A 19,349-nucleotide genomic window follows, 5' to 3' on the forward strand; every position below is an offset into this window, starting at 1 on the left:
CGCAGCGTCCCGTGGACACCGTGACCGATCGGTGTCGTGATAGCGACACCGATCGGTCACGCTGTCTGTGCGTCCTGCCCGCCCCAGCGCGCCAGCAGGTCCAGCCAGTCGCCCCACCGCGGGTAGAGCGTGGCGGCGTCCAGCTCGGCCTCCCGGTGGACCTTGCCCCAGTGCGGCCGGGCTCCGAGGGGCGCGAGCCGGCCCTCGAGCTCCGGCAGCACGGCACAGACCGCGGCCGGGTCGAGGTGCCAGGTGAAGTGCAGGCCGACGACGTCGGTGCCGTAGGCCCCGCTGAGCCACAGCTCGTCGGCGGCGACGGTGCGGACCTCGCAGACCTGCAGCGGCCCCGCCAGCCGGTCGGCCATCCCGCGCAGCGCCTCGAGCGCGGCCACCCCGTGCCGCCGCGGCACCAGGTACTCGCTCTGGATCTCCCGCCCGACGGACGGCACGTGGTCGAGCCGGAAGTGCGGCAGCCGCGTCCACCACGGCCCCGGCGCCCCACCCTGCTCGGTGGCCGGGGCGGGGTCGACACCCGGCACGGGGTGGCGCGGGCCGTCCGCCGCGCGTCCCCCGATCGCCTCTACCGGGTCCAGGCCGGCAGGCCGGTCCAGCCGCCGCTTGACCCACACCATGTCCAGCACGTCGGCCGAGCGCCACGTGGTGAAGAGCGAGACGCTGTCGCCCAGCGCCGTCACCGCGTCCAGGTCGGCCAGCACTCCGTCCAGCGGGACCCGGTCGACGACCGTCTGCGCCACCTCGTAGGACGGCTCCAGCCTCAGCTCCAGCGCGGTCACGACCCCGAGCCGGCCGAGGCTGACGACCGCACCGGCGAAGTCTGCGTCGCCCGCGTTCACCCGGCGCAGCTGCCCGTCCCAACCGACCACCTCCAGCGCGCTCACCTCCGTGGCCAAGGAGCCCAGGCGGTCGCCCGAGCCGTGGGTGCCCGTGGCGACCGCACCCGCCACGGTGATGTGCGGCAGGGAGGCGAGGTTGGCCAGCGCCCACCCGGCGCCGTCGACGACCGGAGCGAGGTCGCCATACCGCACGGCCCCCTCGAGCCGGACCACCCGCTTGTCCCCGTCCACCTCCACCGATCGCGGCAGGCCGGCCGTCGACACGTGCACACCCGGGGTGTCGGCGACCCGGCTGAAGGAGTGGCGTGACCCGAGCGCCCGCGGCGCCTCCAGCGTCGGCAGCAGCCGCCGCAGCTCGGCGACCGAGCCCGGCTCGACCAGGCCCGTGGCGGCATACGTGAGGTTCCCGCCCCAGTTGGTGCTCATCGACCCATCCTGCCTCGTCGGTGCTGCTGACCCGGCGGCGGACGCCCCAGGGCCGGGCCCCTCCCCACACCAGGAGGGACCCGGCCCCGTTCCGACGCGTCCTGGCGTCGGGGCTATCGGGTGCTGAACGCCGCGTCGAACGCCGCGTCCGGGGCGGCGAAGGCGTAGCGCCGCACGAACTCCAGCGCCTCGGGGGCACCGACCAGCCGGTCCATGCCCGCGTCCTCCCACTCCACGGAGAGGGGGCCGTCGTAGCCGATGGCGTTGAGCATGCGGAAGGCGTCCTCCCACGGCACGTCGCCGTGGCCGGTGGAGATGAAGTCCCAGCCGCGCCGGGGGTCGGCCCACGGCAGGTGGCTGGAGAGGCGCCCGTTGCGGCCGTTGCCCAGCCGCTTCTTGGTGTCCTTGCAGTGCACGTGGTAGATCCGGTCGCGGAAGTCCCACAGGAAGCCGACCGGGTCGATGTCCTGCCAGACCATGTGGCTCGGGTCCCAGTTGAGGCCGAAGGCCTCGCGGTGGCCGATGGCCTCCAGGGTGCGCTGCGTCGTCCAGTAGTCGTAGGCGATCTCGCTGGGGTGGACCTCGTGGGCGAAGCGCACGCCCTCCTCGTCGAAGACGTCGAGGATGGGGTTCCACCGGTCGGCGAAGTCCTGGTAGCCGGCGTCGACCATCGCCTCCGACGCGGGCGGGAACATCGCGACGTACTTCCAGATCGAGGAGCCGGTGAACCCGGTGACGGTGCGCACGGCCAGCCGGGCCGCCAGCCGCGCGGTGTTCTTCAGCTCCTCGGCGGCGCGCTGCCGCACCCCCTCGGGCTCGCCGTCGCCCCAGACCCGGTCGGGCAGGATGTCGCGGTGGCGCTCGTCGATGGGGTCGTCGCAGACGGCCTGGCCCTTGAGGTGGTTGGAGATGGTCCACACCTGCAGACCGTTCTTCTCCAGGACCGCCTTCTTGGCTGCGACGTAGTCGTCGTCGTCCCAGCGCCACGGGTCGAGGTGGTCGCCCCAGCAGGCGATCTCCAGCCCGTCGTAGCCCCACTCGCCGGCGAGCCGGGCCACCTCCTCGAAGGGCAGGTCGGCCCACTGGCCGGTGAACAGGGTGACCGGTCGGGTCATCGTGCGGCTCCTTCCAGAGTCGTGCCGGTGTTCTCGGGTATGCGGTGCAGGCGCCCCTCCTCGGCGTGCGAGCGCTCGACGGCGTCGAGGACCCGCTGGACGGCCAGGCCGTCGGCGAAGGACGGGGTGGGCTGCTCGCCCGCGGCGACCGCGCGCACCAGGTCGGCGGCCTGGTGGACGAAGCCGTGCTCGTAGCCCAGCCCGTGCCCCGGCGGCCACCACGCAGCGACGTAGGGGTGCTGGGGCTCGGTGACGATGATGCGGGTGAAGCCCTGCTCGCCGGCGCGGGCGTCGGCGTCGTAGTGCTGCAGGACGTTCATCTCCTCGAAGTCGAAGGCCAGCGACCCGCGCGAGCCGTTGACCTCGATGCGCATGGCGTTCTTGCGGCCCCAGGCCATCCGGGTGGCCTCGAAGACGGCGGGTGCGCCGGACTCCAGCCGCCCCGTGAAGATCGCCACGTCGTCCACGGTCACCGGGCCGCGCTCGGTGCCCCCGACGCCGCTGAGTCCGGAGAAGCTCTCCGCGCACGGCCGCTCGGCGACCACCGTGTCGAGCAGGCCCGACACGGTCGCGACCCGCTGGCCGGTGACGAAGTGGGTCAGGTCGACGATGTGCGCGCCGATGTCGCCCAGGGCGCCGCTGCCGGCCAGCTCCTTGTCGGTGCGCCAGGACAGCGGGGCGGTCTCGTCGGCCAGCCAGTCCTGCAGGTACTGGCAGCGCACCTGGCGGACCTCGCCGATGCGGCCGTCGGCCACCATCTGCCGGGCCAGCGCCACCGCCGGCACCCGGCGGTAGGTGAAGCCGACCATGGAGCGGACCCCGGCCGCCGCGGCCCGCTCTGCGGCCGCAGCCATCCGCTCGGCCTCGGCGAGCGTGTTGGCCATCGGCTTCTCCACGAGCACGTGCTTGCCGGCCTCGAGCGCGGCGACCGCGATCTCCTCGTGCGTGTCACCGGGGGTGCAGATGTCGACCAGGTCGACGTCGTCGCGCTCGAGCACAGCGCGCCAGTCGGTCGCGACCTCGGCCCAGCCGAGGTGCTGCGCGGCCTCCTCGGCGCGGTCGCGGGAGCGGCCGACGAGCACCCGCATCTCCGGCTGCAGCGGCAGGTCGAAGAAGCGGGGCGCGACCCGCCAGGCCTGGGAGTGGGCGCGCCCCATGAAGGCGTACCCGATCATGGCCACCCGCAGGTGACCCTGTGTGCCGTCCATCGAAGTCCTCTCGAGTCGTGTCGTCGGTAGGGGGCTGCCGACCCCGGCCGGCCGGTCACCGACCGGCCGGGGTCGCGGGCCGGTCAGGACTCGAAGGCGCTGTCGAGGTACTGGTCGACGTTCTCCGCCGTGACGACGGGGGCGTAGAGCTGGACCATCCGGGGCACCTCGACCTCGACGAGGTCGCTCATGCCCTTGCCCTGCGCGACCAGGCGGGCCAGCCGGATGCCGTCGGCGGCCTGGGTCGAGGGGTAGATGACGGTGGCCTCGACGACGCTGTCGCCGGACTGGATCTCGCGCATCATGTTGGCCGAGCCGGCACCGCCGACGACGAAGAACTCGTCGCGCCCGGCGTTCTCGATGGCGGCGAGCACGCCGACGCCCTGGTCGTCGTCGTGGTTCCAGATGGCGTCGATCTCGGGGGCCGCCTGCAGCAGGTTGGACGTGGCCGACTCCCCGCCCTGGACGGTGAAGTCCGCCGCGACGCGGTTGTCGACGTCGAGGCCGCACTCGCCGAGCGCGTCCTCGAAGCCCTGGCTGCGGTCCTGGGTCAGCGGCAGGTTGTCGATGCCGGCGATCTCGGCCACGACGGCGTCGGGCTGGTCGCCCAGCCGCTCGCAGATGTACTCCCCGGCGCTGCGGCCCATGCCGTAGTTGTCGCCCAGGACCGTGACGCGGGCGGCCTCGGGGGCGCTGAACTCGCGGTCGACGTTGATGACCGGGATGCCGGCCTCCATGGCCTCGGTGGCGATCTCGGTCAGCGCCGCACCGTCGAAGGGCAGCAGCACGATCGCGTCGACGCCGTCGTTGATGAAGGTCTGGACCTGGGAGATCTGCAGGTTGACGTCGTTGGTCCCCTCGGCCACCTGCAGGTCGATGTCGTCGTACTTGTCGGCCTCGGCCTGGGCCGCGCTGGTGATCGCGCCCATCCAGCCGTGGTCGGCGGCCGGGGCCGAGAAGCCGATGGTGACGGTCTCGCCGGGCTCGTCGTTGCCGCCCGCCGGCGCGCTGTCGCCGCCGGCCGCGGTGCCCTGCGTCTCGTCGTCGCCCTCCACCTCCTCGGCGGTGTTGCCGGTGCAGGCGGTGACCAGGGACAGGGACGCCAGGACGGCGATCGCGCCGGAGGTGCGGCGCAGGCTGCGGGTGCGTGCCATGAGGTTGTCTCCTTCGACAGGTGGTGGCGACGGGCGCCGGTGGATGGGTGTGGAGCTGGTGGACGTGCGGGTATGGGGTGCGCCGCGGGCCGGACGTCGCCGGGCCGCGGCGGGGCTAGGACGACCTCGACCGGGCGGCGAAGCGCTGCTGGAGCAGGACGGCGCCGACGATGATCGCCCCCTTGGCCAGCGACTGGGCCGAGATGGACAGGTTGTTCTGGATGAAGATGTTGGTGAGCGTGGAGAAGATGAGCACGCCCAGGACGGTGCCGACGATCGTGCCCCGGCCGCCGATGAGCAGGGTGCCGCCGACGACGACGGCCGCGATGGCGTCCAGCTCGTAGAGGTAGCCGTTGGTGGAGGTGCCGGCCGTGGTGCGGGCGATCATCATGACCGCGGCGATGCCGGCGGTCAGGCCGCTGAGGGCGAAGACCATGACCGTGTGCCGGCGGATCTTGATGCCGGCCAGGCGGGCGGCCTCGGGGTTGCCGCCGATCGCGACCGTCCGCCGGCCGAAGGTGGTGCGGTTGAGCAGGAACCAGCCGGCCGCCGCGACGACGAGGAAGATCCACACGATGACCGGGATGCCGAGCAGGTCCCCGCGGAAGGTGTCGAGGAAGGGGTCGACGCGCACGATCTGGGTCTTGCGGTCGGAGATGATCTCGGCCAGACCCCGGGCGGCGACGAGCATCGCCAGGGTCGCGATGAAGGAGACCACCCGCCCGTAGGCGACCACCACCCCGTTGACCAGGCCGGCGGCGGTGCCGACGGCCAGGGCGGTGAAGACCATGACGAGCCAGTGCAGGTCCTGGGCCATCGTCTGGGTGGCCAGCGTGGTGGCCCACACCGTCGCCAGCCCGAGCACGGACCCGACCGACAGGTCGATGCCGCCGGCGGTGATGACGAAGGTCACCCCGATGCTGATGACGCCGATGATCGCGGCCTGCTGGAGGATGACCATGAGGTTGGCCACGGACAGGAAACGCTCGCCGGAGGTCGCCACGCCGATGACCAGCAGCGCGACGAGCGCCACCACCAGGCCGAGGTCGCGGGTCATCTCCTTCAGCGCCGGCAGGCGGCGAGCTCCCTCGTCCGCCGGGGCGGACCCGTCCTGGGGGTCCTGCGGCGCCGTGGTGCCCGGCGTGTCGGTCGTCGTCATGCGTGCGTTCCTTCCATGACCAGGTCGAGGATGCGGTGCTCGTCGATGTCGGCGGCCGGCCCCTGGTGCACGACCCGCCCGTCGGCGAGGACGAGCACCTCGTCGCTGAGCTGGAGCACCTCCTCCAGCTCGCTGGAGACGAGGACGACGGCCGAGCCGTCGGCGGCCAGGCGGCGGATGAGGCGGTAGATCTCGGCGCGGGCGCCGACGTCGACGCCGCGGGTGGGCTCGTCGAGCAGGAGGATCGAGCAGCCGTGGACCAGCCAGCGGGCCAGCATGACCTTCTGCTGGTTGCCGCCGGACAGGGTGCGGGTCACCCGGCCGGGGTCGGACGGCGCCAGCTGCATGGCCTCGATCTGCTCGGTGGCGGCGCGCCGCTCGGCGCGCTCGTCGAGCAGGCCGCCCCTGGCGAAGCGGCCGAAGGTCGACAGGGTGATGTTGCGGAAGACCGGCTCGTCCAGGAGCAGGCCCTGGGCCTTGCGCTCCTCGGGGGCCAGCCCGATGCCGGCCGAGACCGCGGCCGGCACCGACCCGCGCGGCAGGTCGCGGCCCCGCACGCGCACCACGCCGGCGCTGGCGCGCCGGGCGCCGTAGAGGGTCTCCAGGACCTCCGAGCGGCCGGCGCCGACGAGTCCGGCCAGCCCGACGATCTCCCCGGGCCGCACGGTGAAGGAGACTCCCTCGAAGACGCCGGCCAGCGACAGCCCGTCGACCTCCAGCAGCGGCTCCTCGCCCTGCGGACCGGCCGACGCCCCGCCGAAGTCGGTGGCGACGTCGCGGCCGGTCATCAGCGAGATGACCTCGGCGGTGCTCACCTCGTCCACGGCCAGGTTGGTGGCGACGGTGCGCCCGTCCTTGAGCACGGTGATGCGGTCGCCGATGCGGCGGATCTCCTCGAGCCGGTGGGAGATGTAGATGACGGCGACCCCCTCGGCCTGCACCGCCTCGACGACGCGGAAGAGGTTGTCCACCTCCTCGGGGTCGAGCACGGCCGACGGCTCGTCCATGACGATCAGCTTGGCGTCGCGGGACAGGGCCCGGGCCATCGAGACGATCTGCTTGCCGGCGGAGGAGAGCTGGCCCACCTCGCGCGACGGCGACAGCTCGGGGTGCCCGAGCCGGGACATGAGCTGGCGGGTGCGGGCGTGCGTCTCGCGGCGGCGCAGCACCCCACCCTGGGCGAGCTCGTGGCCGAGGAAGATGTTCTCGGCGATGGTCAGCCCGTCCACGACGTCGAGCTCCTGGTACATCGTGGCGATGCCGAGCTCCAGCGCAGCGGTGGGCGAGCCGATGACGACCGGCTCGCCGTCCATGACGATCTCGCCCCGGTCGGGGCGGTGCGCCCCGGCGAGGGTCTTGATGAGCGTCGACTTGCCGGCGCCGTTCTGACCGAGCAGGCAGTGGACCTCCCCGGGCAGGACCTCCAGGTCCACCCCGTCCAGGGCCTTGGCGCCCGGGAAGTGCTTCACGATCCCCTCCATGCGCAGCAGCGGCTGCGGGGGGTGCGGGGCCGAAGCGGAGTCGACGGTGACCATGCGGGAACACTAGGGGCACTTATGCCGGGCGTCAAGCAAAAGTTCTGACGAGATCGACACAACTGGGCCTGCTCCCTGGCAGAATGGGCCGATGCGACCTCAGCCACGCCCGGCCGCGAGTGCTTTACTGCCTGCCATGGTCAGCCCGCCCGCCTCCGCCGACGCCCCTGTCACGCGGTCGGTCGCGCCGTCGGCCAGCAGCGCGGGGTCGCTGTTCCAGCTGCTGCGCGACGGGGCGCCGCGAACCCGCGCCGACCTGGTCGCGGCCAGCGGCATGGCGCGCTCCACCGTCGCCGGCCGCATCGACGAGCTGCTCGCCACCGGTCTGGTGGCGCCCACCGGCGAGGCCAGCTCCAGCGGCGGGCGGCCGGCGGTCACCTTCGTCTTCGACCCCTCCAGCCGCGTGGTCGTGGGGGTCGACCTCGGGGTGAGCCACGCCCACGTCGCGGTCACCGACCTGACCAACCAGGTGCTGGCCGAGGACCTGGAGGACCTGCAGATCGCCGACGGCCCCGCGGCGGTCCTGCAGCGGGTCACCGCGATGGCCCTGCGCCTGCTGGAGCGTGCCGGGCGCTCCCTCGACGACGTCGCCGGCACCGGCATCGGCCTGCCCGGGCCCGTCGAGTTCTCCTCCGGGCGACCCGTCAGCCCGCCGGTCATGCCGGGGTGGGACCGCTTCGACGTGCCCGGCTTCCTGGGCCGGACCCTGCCCGGCCCGGTGCTCGTGGACAACGACGTCAACATCATGGCGCTGGGCGAGCACGCCGAGCGCTACCGCGACGTCGCCGACCTCGTCTTCGTCAAGGTCGCCTCCGGCATCGGCGCGGGCATCATCAGCGGCGGCGCCCTGCAGCGCGGCGCCCAGGGCGCGGCCGGCGACCTCGGTCACGTCGCGGTGCCGGACGGCAACCAGACGCTGTGCACCTGCGGCAACCGCGGGTGCCTGGAGGCCGTCGCCTCCGGTGCCGCCGTCGCCCGCCGGCTGCGCGAGGCGGGCGCCGACGTGCAGACCCAGAGCGACGTGGTGGCCCTCGTGCGGGCCGGTGACACCGCGGCCATCCAGGCGGTCCGAGACGCCGGCCGCGAGATCGGCTCGGTCCTGGCCGGGGTCGTCTCGCTGCTCAACCCCTCGGTGATGGTCGTCGGCGGCCGGATCTCCTCGGTCGGGGAGCAGCTGCTCGCCGGCATCCGCGAGTCGGTCTACCGCCGCTCCCTGCCGCTGGGCACCCACCACCTGCGCATCGTCGGCTCGGTCTCCGGCATGCGGGCCGGCATCGTCGGCGCCTCCGTGCTGGTGACCGACACCCTGCTGTCGGCCGACGGCGTCGACGCGGTCGTGGCACGCCGCAGCTAGGCGAGCACCCTCCCCAGCCACGCCACGGCGCGCAGCCACTGCTCCTGGGCGCCGCCCTCGTGGTCGTTGAAGGGATAGACCTCCAGGGTCGGCGGCGTCGGCAGCGCGTTGGCGGCGGCGAACACGGTCGACGGCGGGCAGGTGGCGTCCATGAGCGCGACCGAGACCATCGTCGGGGCGGTGACGCGCCGAGCCATCGTCACCCCGTCGACGTAGGACAGCGTGCGGAAGACCTGCTCGGCCGCCCCGCGGTGCACCGACAGGTAGGAGGTGATCTCGGAGTAGGGCGCGGCGTCGGTCACCCTGACGGCCCGCTCGAAGTGGCACAGGAAGGGCACGTCGGCCACCACGGCCGCGACGTCCTCGTGCAGCGCACCGGCGGCGAGCGCCAGCCCGCCGCCCTGGCTGGTGCCGGCCACGGCCACCCGGGAGCGGTCCACGTCGTCGCGGCCCAGCGCGTGGTCGACCGCACGGACCGCGTCGGTGATCAGCCGGCGGTAGTAGTAGGTGTGCGGGGAACAGATCCCGCGCGTCATCATCCCCGGGTGGGCCGGCCCCGAGCCGTGCGGGTCGGGGGTGCCGCCGCCGGACCCCCACGTGGAGGCCTGGCCCCGGGTGTCCATGACGAGGTGGGCGAAGCCCGACGCGGCATACCCCAGGCGCTCGTGCGGCAGCCCGCGCCCGCCGCCGTAGCCGATGAGCTCGACCACGCACGGCAGCGGCTGGTCCGAGGGCGGCGCGAGGAACCACGCCCGCACCGGCTCGCCGCCGAAGCCGGGGAAGGTCACGTCCTCGACCCGCACCGCGGTGACCGGGGTGTCGGCGGGGACGCTGGTGGCGCGTCCGCCGGCCGCCCTGGCCTCGGCCAGGGTGGTGGACCAGAAGTCGTCGAAGTCCTCCGGCTCGGGCACGTGCGGCCGGTAGGCGCGCAGCTCCTCCAGGGGCAGGTCGGTCAGCACTCGGGCTCCTCCTCAGGTCGCCAGGAAGGCGACGGGGCTGGTCACGACACGGGTCAGGTGCAGCAGCGCGCCGCCGGTGGCGCCGGCGACGTCGTCGGTGTCCTGGACGACCTCCAGCGGCATCCACGGGGCGGCCATCACCCGGGCGCGCAGCCGCGCCTCGACCGTGGGGGTGATGCGGTCGGCGAGGTCACCGATCTCGCCGCCGAGCACGATCGTGGGCACGTCGAGGAGGTTGACGACGCCGGCGAGGACGACGCCCAGCGCCTCGGCGGCCAGGTCGATCGCCTCCCGGCTGCCGGTGTGCCCCTCCTCGGCCAGGCGGCCGAGCTCGGCCAGGGTGGTGGCCGGCGGCAGCCCGGCGCGACGGGTCATGGCCAGGCGTCCGGCATACCGCTCCAGGCACCCGTCGGACCCGCAGGGGCAGGGGTCCCCGCCCGGGCGGAAGGGCATGTGCCCGATCTCGCCGGCGAAGCCGTGCAGGCCCGACTGCACGCGGGCATCGGTGACCACGGCCCCGCCGATGCCGATCTCGCCGGAGACGTAGACGAAGTGGCTCGAGCGCCCCTGCCGCCCGGGCGCCGGCTGGGCGAAGGCGTGCGCGGCGAGGTTGGCCTCGTTGCCCAGGCTCAGGGGTATGCCGTGCAGCTGCTCGCGCAGGCCCGCGGCGGGTGAGAGGTCCTGCCAGCCGAGGTTGGGCGCGCGCAGCAGCCGCTCGCCCGAGCCGTCGACGACGCCCGGCAGGGCCAGCCCGGCGCCGACGACCCGGCCGCCCTCGGGGGTCTGCGCGAGGACCTGGGCCAGGTGCACCCCGAGCAGCTGCAGGGCGGCCGCGGGCTCGGACCCCACGAGGTCGGGCTCGGAGCGGGCCTCGGCCACCACCCGGCCGCGCAGGTCCAGCAGCCGGGCCGCCACGTGCGCGGCGTTGACCTGCAGCCCCACGGCGCAGATGCGCCCGGTGGGTCGCAGCGGCGTGGCCGGGCGACCCGGGCCGGCCAGCTGGGCCGTGCCCTCCTCGACGAGGCCGCCGGCCACCAGCTCGTCGACCAGGCGCGAGACGGTGGAGCGGGTCAGACCGGTCGCCGCCGCGACCCCCGCCCGGGACACCGGCTCCTCCGAGGCGCACACGCAGCGGAGCACGACCGCGAGGTTGGTCTCGCGCAGCGTCGACTGGTGGGCGAGGACGACGCCCGGTGAGGCCGCGGCGGCGAGGGGGTGCATGGGCTCCAGCCTACGCACCGGGTGGGGTTGCGCGGGACCACGACCCGGGTTAGTTTTCTGGCGATAGTTTTGTGGCGCAACCAACGACGGAGGCACCCATGGCGACGGCGTCGCTGCACCCTGCTCAGGCCCCCTTCCCGCTCACCTCTCCCCGGCCCGACCCCGCTCTCGCGCACCGGACCGCCTCGACGCTGGTCGAGGTCCGCGACGCCGACGGGCACCCGCTGGCGGAGACCGACGTCGTGGCCGAGCAGGTCGACCACGCGTTCGGCTTCGGCTGCATCGGCTTCGAGCTGCTGCCGTCCTCCCCCGCAGCGGCGGAGGAGGACCCTGTCAGCGACGCTGAGCGCGAGGTCATGGCGGCGCAGTGGCTCGAGCTCTTCAACACCGCGACGCTGCCGTTCTACTGGGGCCAGCACGAGCCGGAGGAGGGCGCGCCGCAGACCGACCGGCTGCGCCGGGGCGCGCAGTGGTTCGCCGGGCGCGGGGTCCGGCTCAAGGGCCACCCCCTGGCCTGGCACACCCTGGCGCCGCCGTGGCTGCGCGGCCGCGACCTGGAGGAGGTCGAGCGGCTGCTGCGCGGGCGGATCACCCGCGAGGTCACCGCGTTCACCGGTCTCATCGACACCTGGGACGCGATCAACGAGGTGGTGATCATGCCGGTCTTCACCGCGGAGGACAACGCCATCACCCCGCTCGCCCGACGGCTGGGGCGCATCGGGATCACCCGCCTGGCCTTCGAGACCGCCCGCGCCGCCAACCCCTCGGCCACCCTGCTGCTCAACGACTTCGACATGTCCACCGCCTACGACACCCTCGTCGAGGGTGTCCTCGAGGCCGGGGTGCAGGTCGACGCGCTGGGCCTGCAGAGCCACATGCACCAGGGCTGGTGGGGCGAGGAGAAGACCCTCGAGGTGCTGGAGCGGTTATCCCGCTACGGCCTGCCGCTGCACCTGACCGAGACCACGCTGGTCTCCGGGGACCTCATGCCGGCGCACGTCGAGGACCTCAACGACCACGTCGTCGAGCCCGGCGGCTGGCCCAGCACCCCCGAGGGCGAGGCCCGGCAGGCCGAGGAGCTCGAGCGGCACTACCGCACCGTGCTGTCCCACCCGAGCGTGGAGTCGATCACCTGGTGGGGGCTGTGGGACCGCTTTGCCTGGCTGCACGCGCCCGCCGGGCTGGTCCGGCCCGACGGCACCCCCAAGCCCGCCTACGACACGCTGCGTCGCCTCGTCCGGCAGGAGTGGTGGCTCTCCCCCACCACCGTGCGCACCGACGGCGACGGCCGCCTGCCCCTCACCGGGTGGCTCGGCCGGTATGCCGTGCGCCTGCCGGACGGCCGCTGCGCCGAGGTCCACCTCACCCCCGGCACCGAGCGCCTGACCGCGCACGTGGGCGCGCCCGCCCCCGCCTGAACGCCATACCTCGGCCCTTGCGTCCGAGACCCCACCCCTCAGAGACCTTCCCCCGCCCGTGCACCCGACCACTCCTGCCCCACACCCAATGAAGGAGAAGAAAGTGCGACACCTGACCCGTTCCCTCCTGCTGGCCGCCGCCGGCACCACCCTGGCCGCCGGCACCCTCGCCCCGGCCGCGACCGCGGCCCCGCCGGACCACGCCCGCGGCCACCAGGACACGCTGCGCCGCCAGGCGCCCAAGGACCTGCAGATCGGCAGCGCCGTCTGGGGCCAGCGTGACCTGCTGGGCTACGACCGGTTGGACCCGACCGAGCACCAGCGGGTGCTCGCCCGCGAGTTCGGCTCGATCACGCCCGAGAACGACATGAAGTGGGCCGAGATCCACCCCGAGCCGGGGGTCTACCACTTCAGCGGCGCGGACGCGATCGTGGAGTTCGCCCGCGCCAACAACCAGGAGGTGCGCGGCCACACCCTGCTGTGGCACAGCCAGAACCCCCAGTGGGTGAGCGACGCGGCCGCGGACTGGACCTGCGAGGAGGCGCGCGACGTCCTCGAGGACCACGTCCGCACGGTCGTCGGACGCTACGCCGGCGAGATCTACGAGTGGGACGTCGCCAACGAGATCTTCCAGGACGACTGGGACGAGGGCGGCGTGCGGCTGCGCACCGAGGCCAACCCCTTCCTGGCCGCCTGCTCCGAGGACCCGGTCGCCCTGATCGGCGACACCTTCCGCTGGGCGCACGAGGCGGACCCGCAGGCGCGCCTGTTCCTCAACGACTACAACGCCGAGGGGGTCAACACCAAGACCGACGCCTACTACGCGCTGGCCCAGGAGCTGCTGGCCGACGGCGTGCCGCTGCACGGCATGGGCAGCCAGGGCCACCTGAGCCTGATGTACGGCTTCGACGACTCGATGCAGGCCAACTTCGAGCGCTTCGCCGCCCTCGGCCTGGACGTGGCCGTCACCGAGGCGGACGTGCGCGTCCCGATCCCGGAGGGCCAGGACGGTCCGACGCCGGAGCAGGTCACCCTGCACGCCGAGCGGCACGACGCCATGCTCGAGGCCTGCCTGGCCGTGCCGTCGTGCACGTCGTTCACGGTCTGGGGCTTCCCGGACGCCAGCTCGTGGGTGCCCGACGTCTTCCCCGGGGAGGAGTGGGCGACGATCTTCACCGACGATCTCGACCCCAAGCCCGCCTACCACGCGATGCTCGAGTCCCTGCGCGAGGCGACGCCCGGCGTCTCCCCGCGTTCGGGCCGCTGAGGCTCGGACGACTCGCGGCGGGACCTGCCCTGAGCAGGTCCCGCCGCGACCCCGTCGATAATGGCGCCATGGTGAGCGGCGGTCGCGTGCGGATGGAGGACGTCGCACGGCAGGCCGGGGTCTCCGTCGCGACCGTCTCCAAGGTCGTCAACGGCAGGTACGGCGTGTCCGCCGCCACCACCGCGCGCGTGCACCAGGTCATCGCCGACCTCGGCTACGAGACGAGCCTGCTGGCCCGCAGCCTGCGCAGCTCGCGCACCGGGATCCTCGGGGTGCTGGTCGCCGAGTTCGAGCCGTTCAGCACCGAGCTGCTCAAGGGCGTCTCCAGCGCGATGGCGGACACCGACTACGAGCTGCTCGCCTTCGCCGGCGCCACCCACGGCGAGACCGTCGGGTGGGAGCGTCGCTCGCTGCGCCGGCTCGGGGGCACGCTGCTCGACGGGGCGATCATCGTCACCCCGACCGTGGTCGAGCCCGGTGCGGCGATGCCGGTGGTGGCGATCGACCCGCACACCGGCAGCCACGACGTGCCGACCGTCGACTCCGACAACGTCGGCGGCGCCCGGTCCGCCGTCGAGCACCTGATCGCGCTGGGGCACACCAGGATCGGCATGATCCGCGGCCGTGAGGACCTCGAGTCGGCCAAGCTGCGCGAGCAGGGCTTCCGCTCGGCGATGGCGACCGCCGGCCTCGAGGTCGACGAGACCCTGCTGGCCACCGGCTCCTACCGGGCCGAGTCGGCCGTCGGCCCCGCCCACCTCATCCTCGACCGGCGCGACCGACCCACCGCGGTCTTCGCCGCCAACGACCTCATGGCGATCCGGACCATGGAGGTCGCCCGCGAGCTCGGGCTGGCCGTGCCCGGGGACCTCTCGGTGGTCGGCTTCGACAACGTCCCGGAGTCGGCGGTCGCCGAGCCGGCCCTGACGACCGTGGCCCAGCCGCTGCGCGAGATCGGGCGCACGGCGCTGGGCATGCTGCTGCGGCTGCTGGCCGGCGAGGAGCTGGAGCAGACGCACATCCGCATGGACACCCGGCTCGTGGAGCGGGCCTCCACCGCCCCACCGCACCCCTCGAAGGACTGAGACCTATGCAGCAGGCACGGGCGGCGGTCGACCCCGCCTTCGTCGTGGCCCCGGTCGGCCGCCGGCTGTTCGGCTCCTTCGTCGAGCACATGGGCCGGTGCGTCTACACCGGCATCTACGAGCCCGGCCACCCGAGCGCCGACGACGACGGCTTCCGCGGTGACGTGCTCGACCTCGTCCGCGAGCTGGGCGTGACGACCGTGCGCTACCCGGGAGGCAACTTCGTCTCCGGCTACCGGTGGGAGGACGGCGTCGGCCCCGCCGAGCGGCGACCGACCCGGCTGGACCCGGCCTGGCGCACGGTGGAGACCAACGCCTTCGGGCTCGACGAGTTCGTGCGCTGGGCCGCGCGGGCGGGGGTCGAGCCGATGATGGCGGTCAACCTGGGCACCCGCGGCGTCCAGGAGGCGCTCGACCTCCTCGAGTACGCCAACCACCCCGGCGGCACCACCCTGTCCGACCTGCGCGTGGCGCACGGGTCGCCGCAGCCGCACGGCATACGCCTGTGGTGCCTGGGCAACGAGATGGACGGGCCGTGGCAGCTCGGCCACAAGACCGCCCAGGAGTACGGTCGGCTCGCCGCGGAGACCGCCCGCGCGATGCGCCAGCTCGACCCCGACCTCGAGCTCGTCGCGTGCGGGTCCTCGAGCCGTGACATGCCCACCTTCGGGGCGTGGGAGGCCACCGTCCTGGAGCACGCCCACGACGTGGTCGACTACGTCTCGGCGCACGCCTACTACCAGCTGCACGGCGACGACCGGGCCAGCTTCCTGGCGTCCTCCGTCGACATGGACCGGTTCATCGACCAGGTCGTCGCCACGGTCGACCACGTCGGCGCGCGGCTCGGCTCGGACCGGCGGATCGACATCTCCTTCGACGAGTGGAACGTCTGGTACCTGCAGGAGTGGCAGGCGCAGGAGGTGGCGCCGACCAGCGAATGGCAGGTCGCCCCGCGACGCAGCGAGGACGCCTACACCGTCCTCGACGCCGTGGTCGTCGGCTCGCTGCTCATCACGCTGCTGCGCCACGCCGACCGGGTCACCGCCGCCTCGCAGGCCCAGCTCGTCAACACCCTCTCGCTGATCCGCACCGAGCCCGGCGGGCCCGCCTGGCGGCAGGCGACGTTCCACCCCTTCGCCCTCACCGCGCGGCACGCCACCGGCACAGTGCTCGACCTGCGCCTCACCGCCCCGGCCCTGACGACGCAGAGGTATGGCGAGGTGCCGGTCCTCGACGCCGTCGCCACGCACGACGTCGACGAGCGGCGCCTGACCGTGCTCGTCGTCAACCGGCACCCCTCCGAGCCGGTGGCCCTGACCACGGGGCTGCGCGGCTTCGGCGGCGGGACGCTCCTCGAGGCTGTCGTGCTGACCGACGACGACCTGACCGCCACCAACACCCAGGACGACCCCCACCGGGTCGAGCCGCGGGAGCACCCCCACGCGGCGGTCGTCGACGGCGAGCTGGTGGCCCAGCTGCCGCCGGCGTCGTGGAGCATGTTCGTGCTGCAGGTGGACGGCTGAGCGTCGGCCACCGGTGAGTCCGGGGCGGACGGAGGGTCACAGCTCCCATGGGACAGCTCATCTACTCGATGGTCACCTCGCTCGACGGCTACGTGACGGCGGCGGAGGGCGACATCGGCCTGGGGGCCCAGGACGAGGAGGTGCACACCTTCGTCGGTGACCTCTTCCGGCCGGTGCGCACCTTCCTCTACGGCCGGCGGATGTACGAGACGATGGTCTACTGGGAGACCGCCCACACCGAGCCCGACGCCCCCGCCTTCGTCGTGGACTACGCCCGCGACTGGCAGGCGGCGGACAAGATCGTCTGGTCGACGACGCTGCAGGAGCCCTCCAGCGCCCGCACCAGGATCGAGCGGTCCTTCGACCCCGAGGCGGTGCGACGGCTCAAGGCCCGGTGCGACCACGACCTGACCGTCGACGGCCCGACCCTGGCGGCCCAGGCGATCTCGGCGGGCCTGGTCGACGAGTACCACCTCTTCGTCACCACCAGCGTGGTGGGCGGCGGCACGCGCTTCTTCCCCGACGGCGTCCGCCTCGACCTCGAGCTGGTCGACCACCGCACCTTCCCCACCGGCCTGGTCTGGACGCGCTACCGGGCGCGGTGAGGCACCGCGGAGCAGCCCGTCCTAGAACCTGCGGCTTCCCCGGAGCAGCCGGCTGAGCATCCCGCCGACCCCGGCGCCACGTGCGGTGCCGGTGGTGCCGACCCCGCGGCCGACGGTCGCCCCGCCGGTGGCGCCGCGCCGGGACGTTCCTGCTGCACGGTTGAGCAGTCCTGACAACAGACCCATAATGCTTCTCCTTCGATCGGGTTCGGATGGACCCTCGACGCTAACCCTGCTCAGGGGCGAGCGCCGGGTGAGCCGCGTCGACGGTCGTCAGGCCTTCGGTGTCCCGGTCGCGCCCAGCTGCTCGTCCACGAGACGCAGGAACTGCTCGGCGCGGGTGATCTGGGTCCGAAGCTCCGCGATGCGCAGCTGGGTCTCGTGGTGCGACCGTCGAAGCACCGCCCGTGCGTGCGCGCGGCCCTCCTCCTCGGTCGCCTGGTCCGACAGGGCGTCCAGCGCCCCCAGCAGATCGCGGATCTCCTCGATGGAGTAGCCCAGCGGCTTCATCGGCGTGATCAGCCGCAGCCGGTCGAGTCTCGCCTGGTCGTAGAGACGAAAGCCCCCGTCGGTGCGCGCCGCGGGGCTGACGAGGCCCATCTCCTCGTAGTAGCGGATCGTGCGGTGCGACAGGCCGGTGAGCTCAGCCACCTCGCCGATGTGCCGCAGGGCCGGCGTCTCGTCCGCGCGCCCGGGCGGGTCCTCGGCTGTGACCATGGGTCAGCAGGCTACCGCCGAGCCGCGCGGCGGATGTGACAGCAACTCTGACGTTCCGGTAGGGTTGCCCGCTGGGCGTGGCGGCGGACGGCCGCCCCCCTCCGGCCCGGCGCGGCCCGCGGCGCAGGCCTCCCGACGACGTCACGTCATACCCCCGCACCCTGCCCTGCTGCGAAGGAGCCCCCATGCCCGAGCCGACCACGACCCCGGCGCCGGTCGAGCCGCATACCCCGGTGGTGCCCGAGGCGGGCGAGCGGGAGACCTCCACCCTGGCGGCCCTGCGCAACCCGCGGCGGCTGCGGACCGAGGTGCTCGCCGGCCTGGTCGTCGCGCTCGCGCTGATCCCCGAGGCGATCTCCTTCTCGATCATCGCCGGTGTCGACCCGCGCCTGGGGCTCTTCTCCAGCTTCGTCATGGCGGTCACGATCGCGTTCGTCGGCGGGCGCCCGGCGATGATCTCGGCGGCCACCGGAGCCGTGGCCCTGGTCATCGCCCCGGTCGCCCGCGAGCACGGGATCGACTACTTCCTGGCGACGGTGATCCTCGCCGGGGTGCTGCAGGTCGTGCTGGCCGTGCTGGGGGTGGCCAAGCTGATGCGCTTCATCCCGCGGATGGTCATGGTCGGCTTCGTCAACGCCCTGGCGATCCTCATCTTCACCGCGCAGCTGCCCTACCTGCTCGGGGTGCCGTGGCTGGTCTACCCCATGGTGGCCCTCGGGCTGGCGATCATGGTCGGCCTGCCCCGTCTGACCACCGTCGTCCCCGCCCCGCTGGTCGCGATCGTGGTGATCACCGCCCTGGTCTGGGCCGCCGGCTGGCAGCTGCCGGACGTCTCCGACCAGGGCGAGCTGCCCACGTCGCTGCCCGAGCTGCTCGTCCCCGACGTGCCGCTGACCGTGGAGACCCTGCAGATCATCGGCCCCTACGCCCTGGCGATGGCGCTGGTCGGCCTGCTGGAGTCGCTGATGACGGCCAAGCTCGTCGACGGCATCACCGACACCCACTCGGACAAGACCCGCGAGAGCTGGGGCCAGGGCGTGGCCAACATGGCCTCCGGCCTCTTCGGCGGCATGGGCGGCTGCGCGATGATCGGCCAGACGATGATCAACGTGAAGGTCTCCGGCGCACGCACCCGGATCTCGACGTTCCTCGCCGGCGTCTTCCTGCTGGCCCTCGTCCTGGGCGCGGGGCCGGCGGTCGGGATGATCCCCATGGCGGCGCTGGTCGCCGTGATGATCATGGTCTCGGTGGCGACCTTCGACTGGCACAGCATCCAGCCGGCCACGCTGCGGCGGATGCCGCACGGCGAGAACCTCGTCATGCTGCTCACCGTCGTCGTGACGGTGCTGACCCACAACCTGGCCTACGGGGTGATCGTCGGCGTCAACGCCGCGATCATCCTCTTCGCCCGGCGCGTGGCCCACTTCGCGTCGGTGGACCGGGTCGAGGAGGTCGACGTCGACGGGGACGGCGAGCCCGACGTGCGCACCTACAAGGTGTCCGGCGAGCTCTTCTTCGCCACGAGCAACGACCTCGTCTACCAGTTCGACTACGCCGGCGACCCGTCCCGCGTCGTCATCGACCTGACCGACAGCCACGTCTGGGACGCCTCGACGGTCGCCGCGCTGGACGCGGTGCAGACCAAGTACGCCCGCCTGGGCAAGGAGGTCGAGATCCGCGGCCTCAACTGGTCCTCGGCGGCACGCCACGAGCTGCTGACGGGTCGCCTCGGCGACGGCCACTGAGGCC

17 protein-coding genes are annotated in these 19,349 nt (G+C 73.3%); 7 read left to right on the plus strand and 10 right to left on the minus strand.

Features of this window, described 5'->3' with window-relative positions:
• Positions 1-56: 56 nt before the first annotated feature.
• The 6 genes from K330_RS0113320 to K330_RS0113345 form a co-directional block, all read right to left on the minus strand.
• On the minus strand, positions 57-1,280 hold the full coding sequence (locus K330_RS0113320; RefSeq protein ID WP_022922315.1) for an FAD-binding protein: 1,224 nt from the start codon (positions 1,278-1,280) through the stop codon (positions 57-59).
• A gap of 113 nt (positions 1,281-1,393) precedes the next feature.
• Positions 1,394-2,395 (minus strand): sugar phosphate isomerase/epimerase family protein, encoded by a 1,002-nt coding sequence (locus tag K330_RS0113325; protein ID WP_022922316.1) that lies wholly within the window; start codon positions 2,393-2,395, stop codon positions 1,394-1,396.
• Positions 2,392-3,603 (minus strand): Gfo/Idh/MocA family protein, encoded by a 1,212-nt coding sequence (locus tag K330_RS21255; RefSeq protein ID WP_022922317.1) that lies wholly within the window; start codon positions 3,601-3,603, stop codon positions 2,392-2,394. The genes K330_RS0113325 and K330_RS21255 overlap by 4 nt, the downstream gene beginning before the upstream one ends.
• A gap of 83 nt (positions 3,604-3,686) precedes the next feature.
• Complete coding sequence (locus K330_RS0113335; RefSeq protein ID WP_022922318.1) at positions 3,687-4,757, minus strand: substrate-binding domain-containing protein; 1,071 nt, start codon at positions 4,755-4,757, stop codon at positions 3,687-3,689.
• Between the two features lie 115 nt (positions 4,758-4,872).
• Entirely contained in the window at positions 4,873-5,916 is a 1,044-nt protein-coding gene (locus tag K330_RS0113340; RefSeq protein WP_022922319.1) for an ABC transporter permease, read from the minus strand.
• Positions 5,913-7,451 (minus strand): sugar ABC transporter ATP-binding protein, encoded by a 1,539-nt coding sequence (locus tag K330_RS0113345; RefSeq protein WP_022922320.1) that lies wholly within the window; start codon positions 7,449-7,451, stop codon positions 5,913-5,915. The genes K330_RS0113340 and K330_RS0113345 overlap by 4 nt, the downstream gene beginning before the upstream one ends.
• 136 nt (positions 7,452-7,587) lie before the next feature.
• Here K330_RS0113345 and K330_RS0113350 point away from each other — a divergent pair, with 136 nt between their 5' ends.
• Positions 7,588-8,805 carry an ROK family transcriptional regulator gene (locus tag K330_RS0113350; RefSeq protein ID WP_022922321.1) on the plus strand — a complete coding sequence of 406 codons (1,218 nt, stop codon included), beginning with the start codon at positions 7,588-7,590 and terminating at the stop codon, positions 8,803-8,805.
• Here K330_RS0113350 and K330_RS0113355 read toward each other — a convergent pair.
• On the minus strand, positions 8,802-9,764 hold the full coding sequence (locus K330_RS0113355) for an acetylxylan esterase (protein ID WP_022922322.1): 963 nt from the start codon (positions 9,762-9,764) through the stop codon (positions 8,802-8,804). The two genes, K330_RS0113350 and K330_RS0113355, sit on opposite strands and share 4 nt — an antisense overlap.
• A gap of 12 nt (positions 9,765-9,776) precedes the next feature.
• On the minus strand, positions 9,777-10,985 hold the full coding sequence (locus tag K330_RS0113360) for an ROK family transcriptional regulator (protein ID WP_022922323.1): 1,209 nt from the start codon (positions 10,983-10,985) through the stop codon (positions 9,777-9,779).
• A 98-nt stretch (positions 10,986-11,083) separates the two neighbouring features.
• Between K330_RS0113360 and K330_RS21260 the strand changes: the two genes are divergently transcribed.
• The 5 genes from K330_RS21260 to K330_RS0113385 all read left to right on the plus strand — a co-directional run bounded on the left by K330_RS21260 (position 11,084) and on the right by K330_RS0113385 (position 16,883).
• Positions 11,084-12,403, plus strand: coding sequence for an endo-1,4-beta-xylanase (locus K330_RS21260; protein WP_022922324.1), 1,320 nt, complete (start codon positions 11,084-11,086; stop codon positions 12,401-12,403).
• Between the two features lie 103 nt (positions 12,404-12,506).
• Positions 12,507-13,670 (plus strand): endo-1,4-beta-xylanase, encoded by a 1,164-nt coding sequence (locus K330_RS0113370; RefSeq protein WP_022922325.1) that lies wholly within the window; start codon positions 12,507-12,509, stop codon positions 13,668-13,670.
• 68 nt (positions 13,671-13,738) lie between these two features.
• Positions 13,739-14,755: a LacI family DNA-binding transcriptional regulator gene (locus K330_RS0113375; RefSeq protein ID WP_022922326.1), complete on the plus strand. Its 1,017-nt coding sequence runs from the start codon at positions 13,739-13,741 to the stop codon at positions 14,753-14,755.
• 5 nt (positions 14,756-14,760) lie between these two features.
• The gene (gene arfA / locus K330_RS0113380) at positions 14,761-16,278 is read left to right on the plus strand and encodes an arabinosylfuranosidase ArfA (protein ID WP_022922327.1); all 1,518 of its coding nucleotides are present in this window, start codon (positions 14,761-14,763) and stop codon (positions 16,276-16,278) included.
• 47 nt (positions 16,279-16,325) lie between these two features.
• A complete protein-coding gene (locus K330_RS0113385) occupies positions 16,326-16,883 on the plus strand; it encodes a dihydrofolate reductase family protein (RefSeq protein ID WP_022922328.1) in 558 nt (185 codons plus the stop codon).
• 21 nt (positions 16,884-16,904) lie between these two features.
• Here the strand turns inward: K330_RS0113385 and K330_RS23725 are convergent, their stop codons facing one another.
• Together K330_RS23725 and K330_RS0113395 are read right to left on the minus strand one after the other, a co-directional pair.
• Positions 16,905-17,069, minus strand: coding sequence for a hypothetical protein (locus K330_RS23725; protein ID WP_156875810.1), 165 nt, complete (start codon positions 17,067-17,069; stop codon positions 16,905-16,907).
• Between the two features lie 87 nt (positions 17,070-17,156).
• A complete protein-coding gene (locus K330_RS0113395; RefSeq protein ID WP_022922329.1) occupies positions 17,157-17,600 on the minus strand; it encodes a MerR family transcriptional regulator in 444 nt (147 codons plus the stop codon).
• Between the two features lie 185 nt (positions 17,601-17,785).
• Here K330_RS0113395 and K330_RS0113400 point away from each other — a divergent pair, with 185 nt between their 5' ends.
• Entirely contained in the window at positions 17,786-19,345 is a 1,560-nt protein-coding gene (locus K330_RS0113400) for a SulP family inorganic anion transporter (protein ID WP_022922330.1), read from the plus strand.
• Positions 19,346-19,349 lie beyond the last annotated feature (4 nt).

Origin of the sequence: Ornithinimicrobium pekingense DSM 21552, assembly GCF_000421185.1 — a bacterium.
In the GTDB taxonomy this organism is placed as follows: domain Bacteria; phylum Actinomycetota; class Actinomycetes; order Actinomycetales; family Dermatophilaceae; genus Ornithinicoccus; species Ornithinicoccus pekingensis.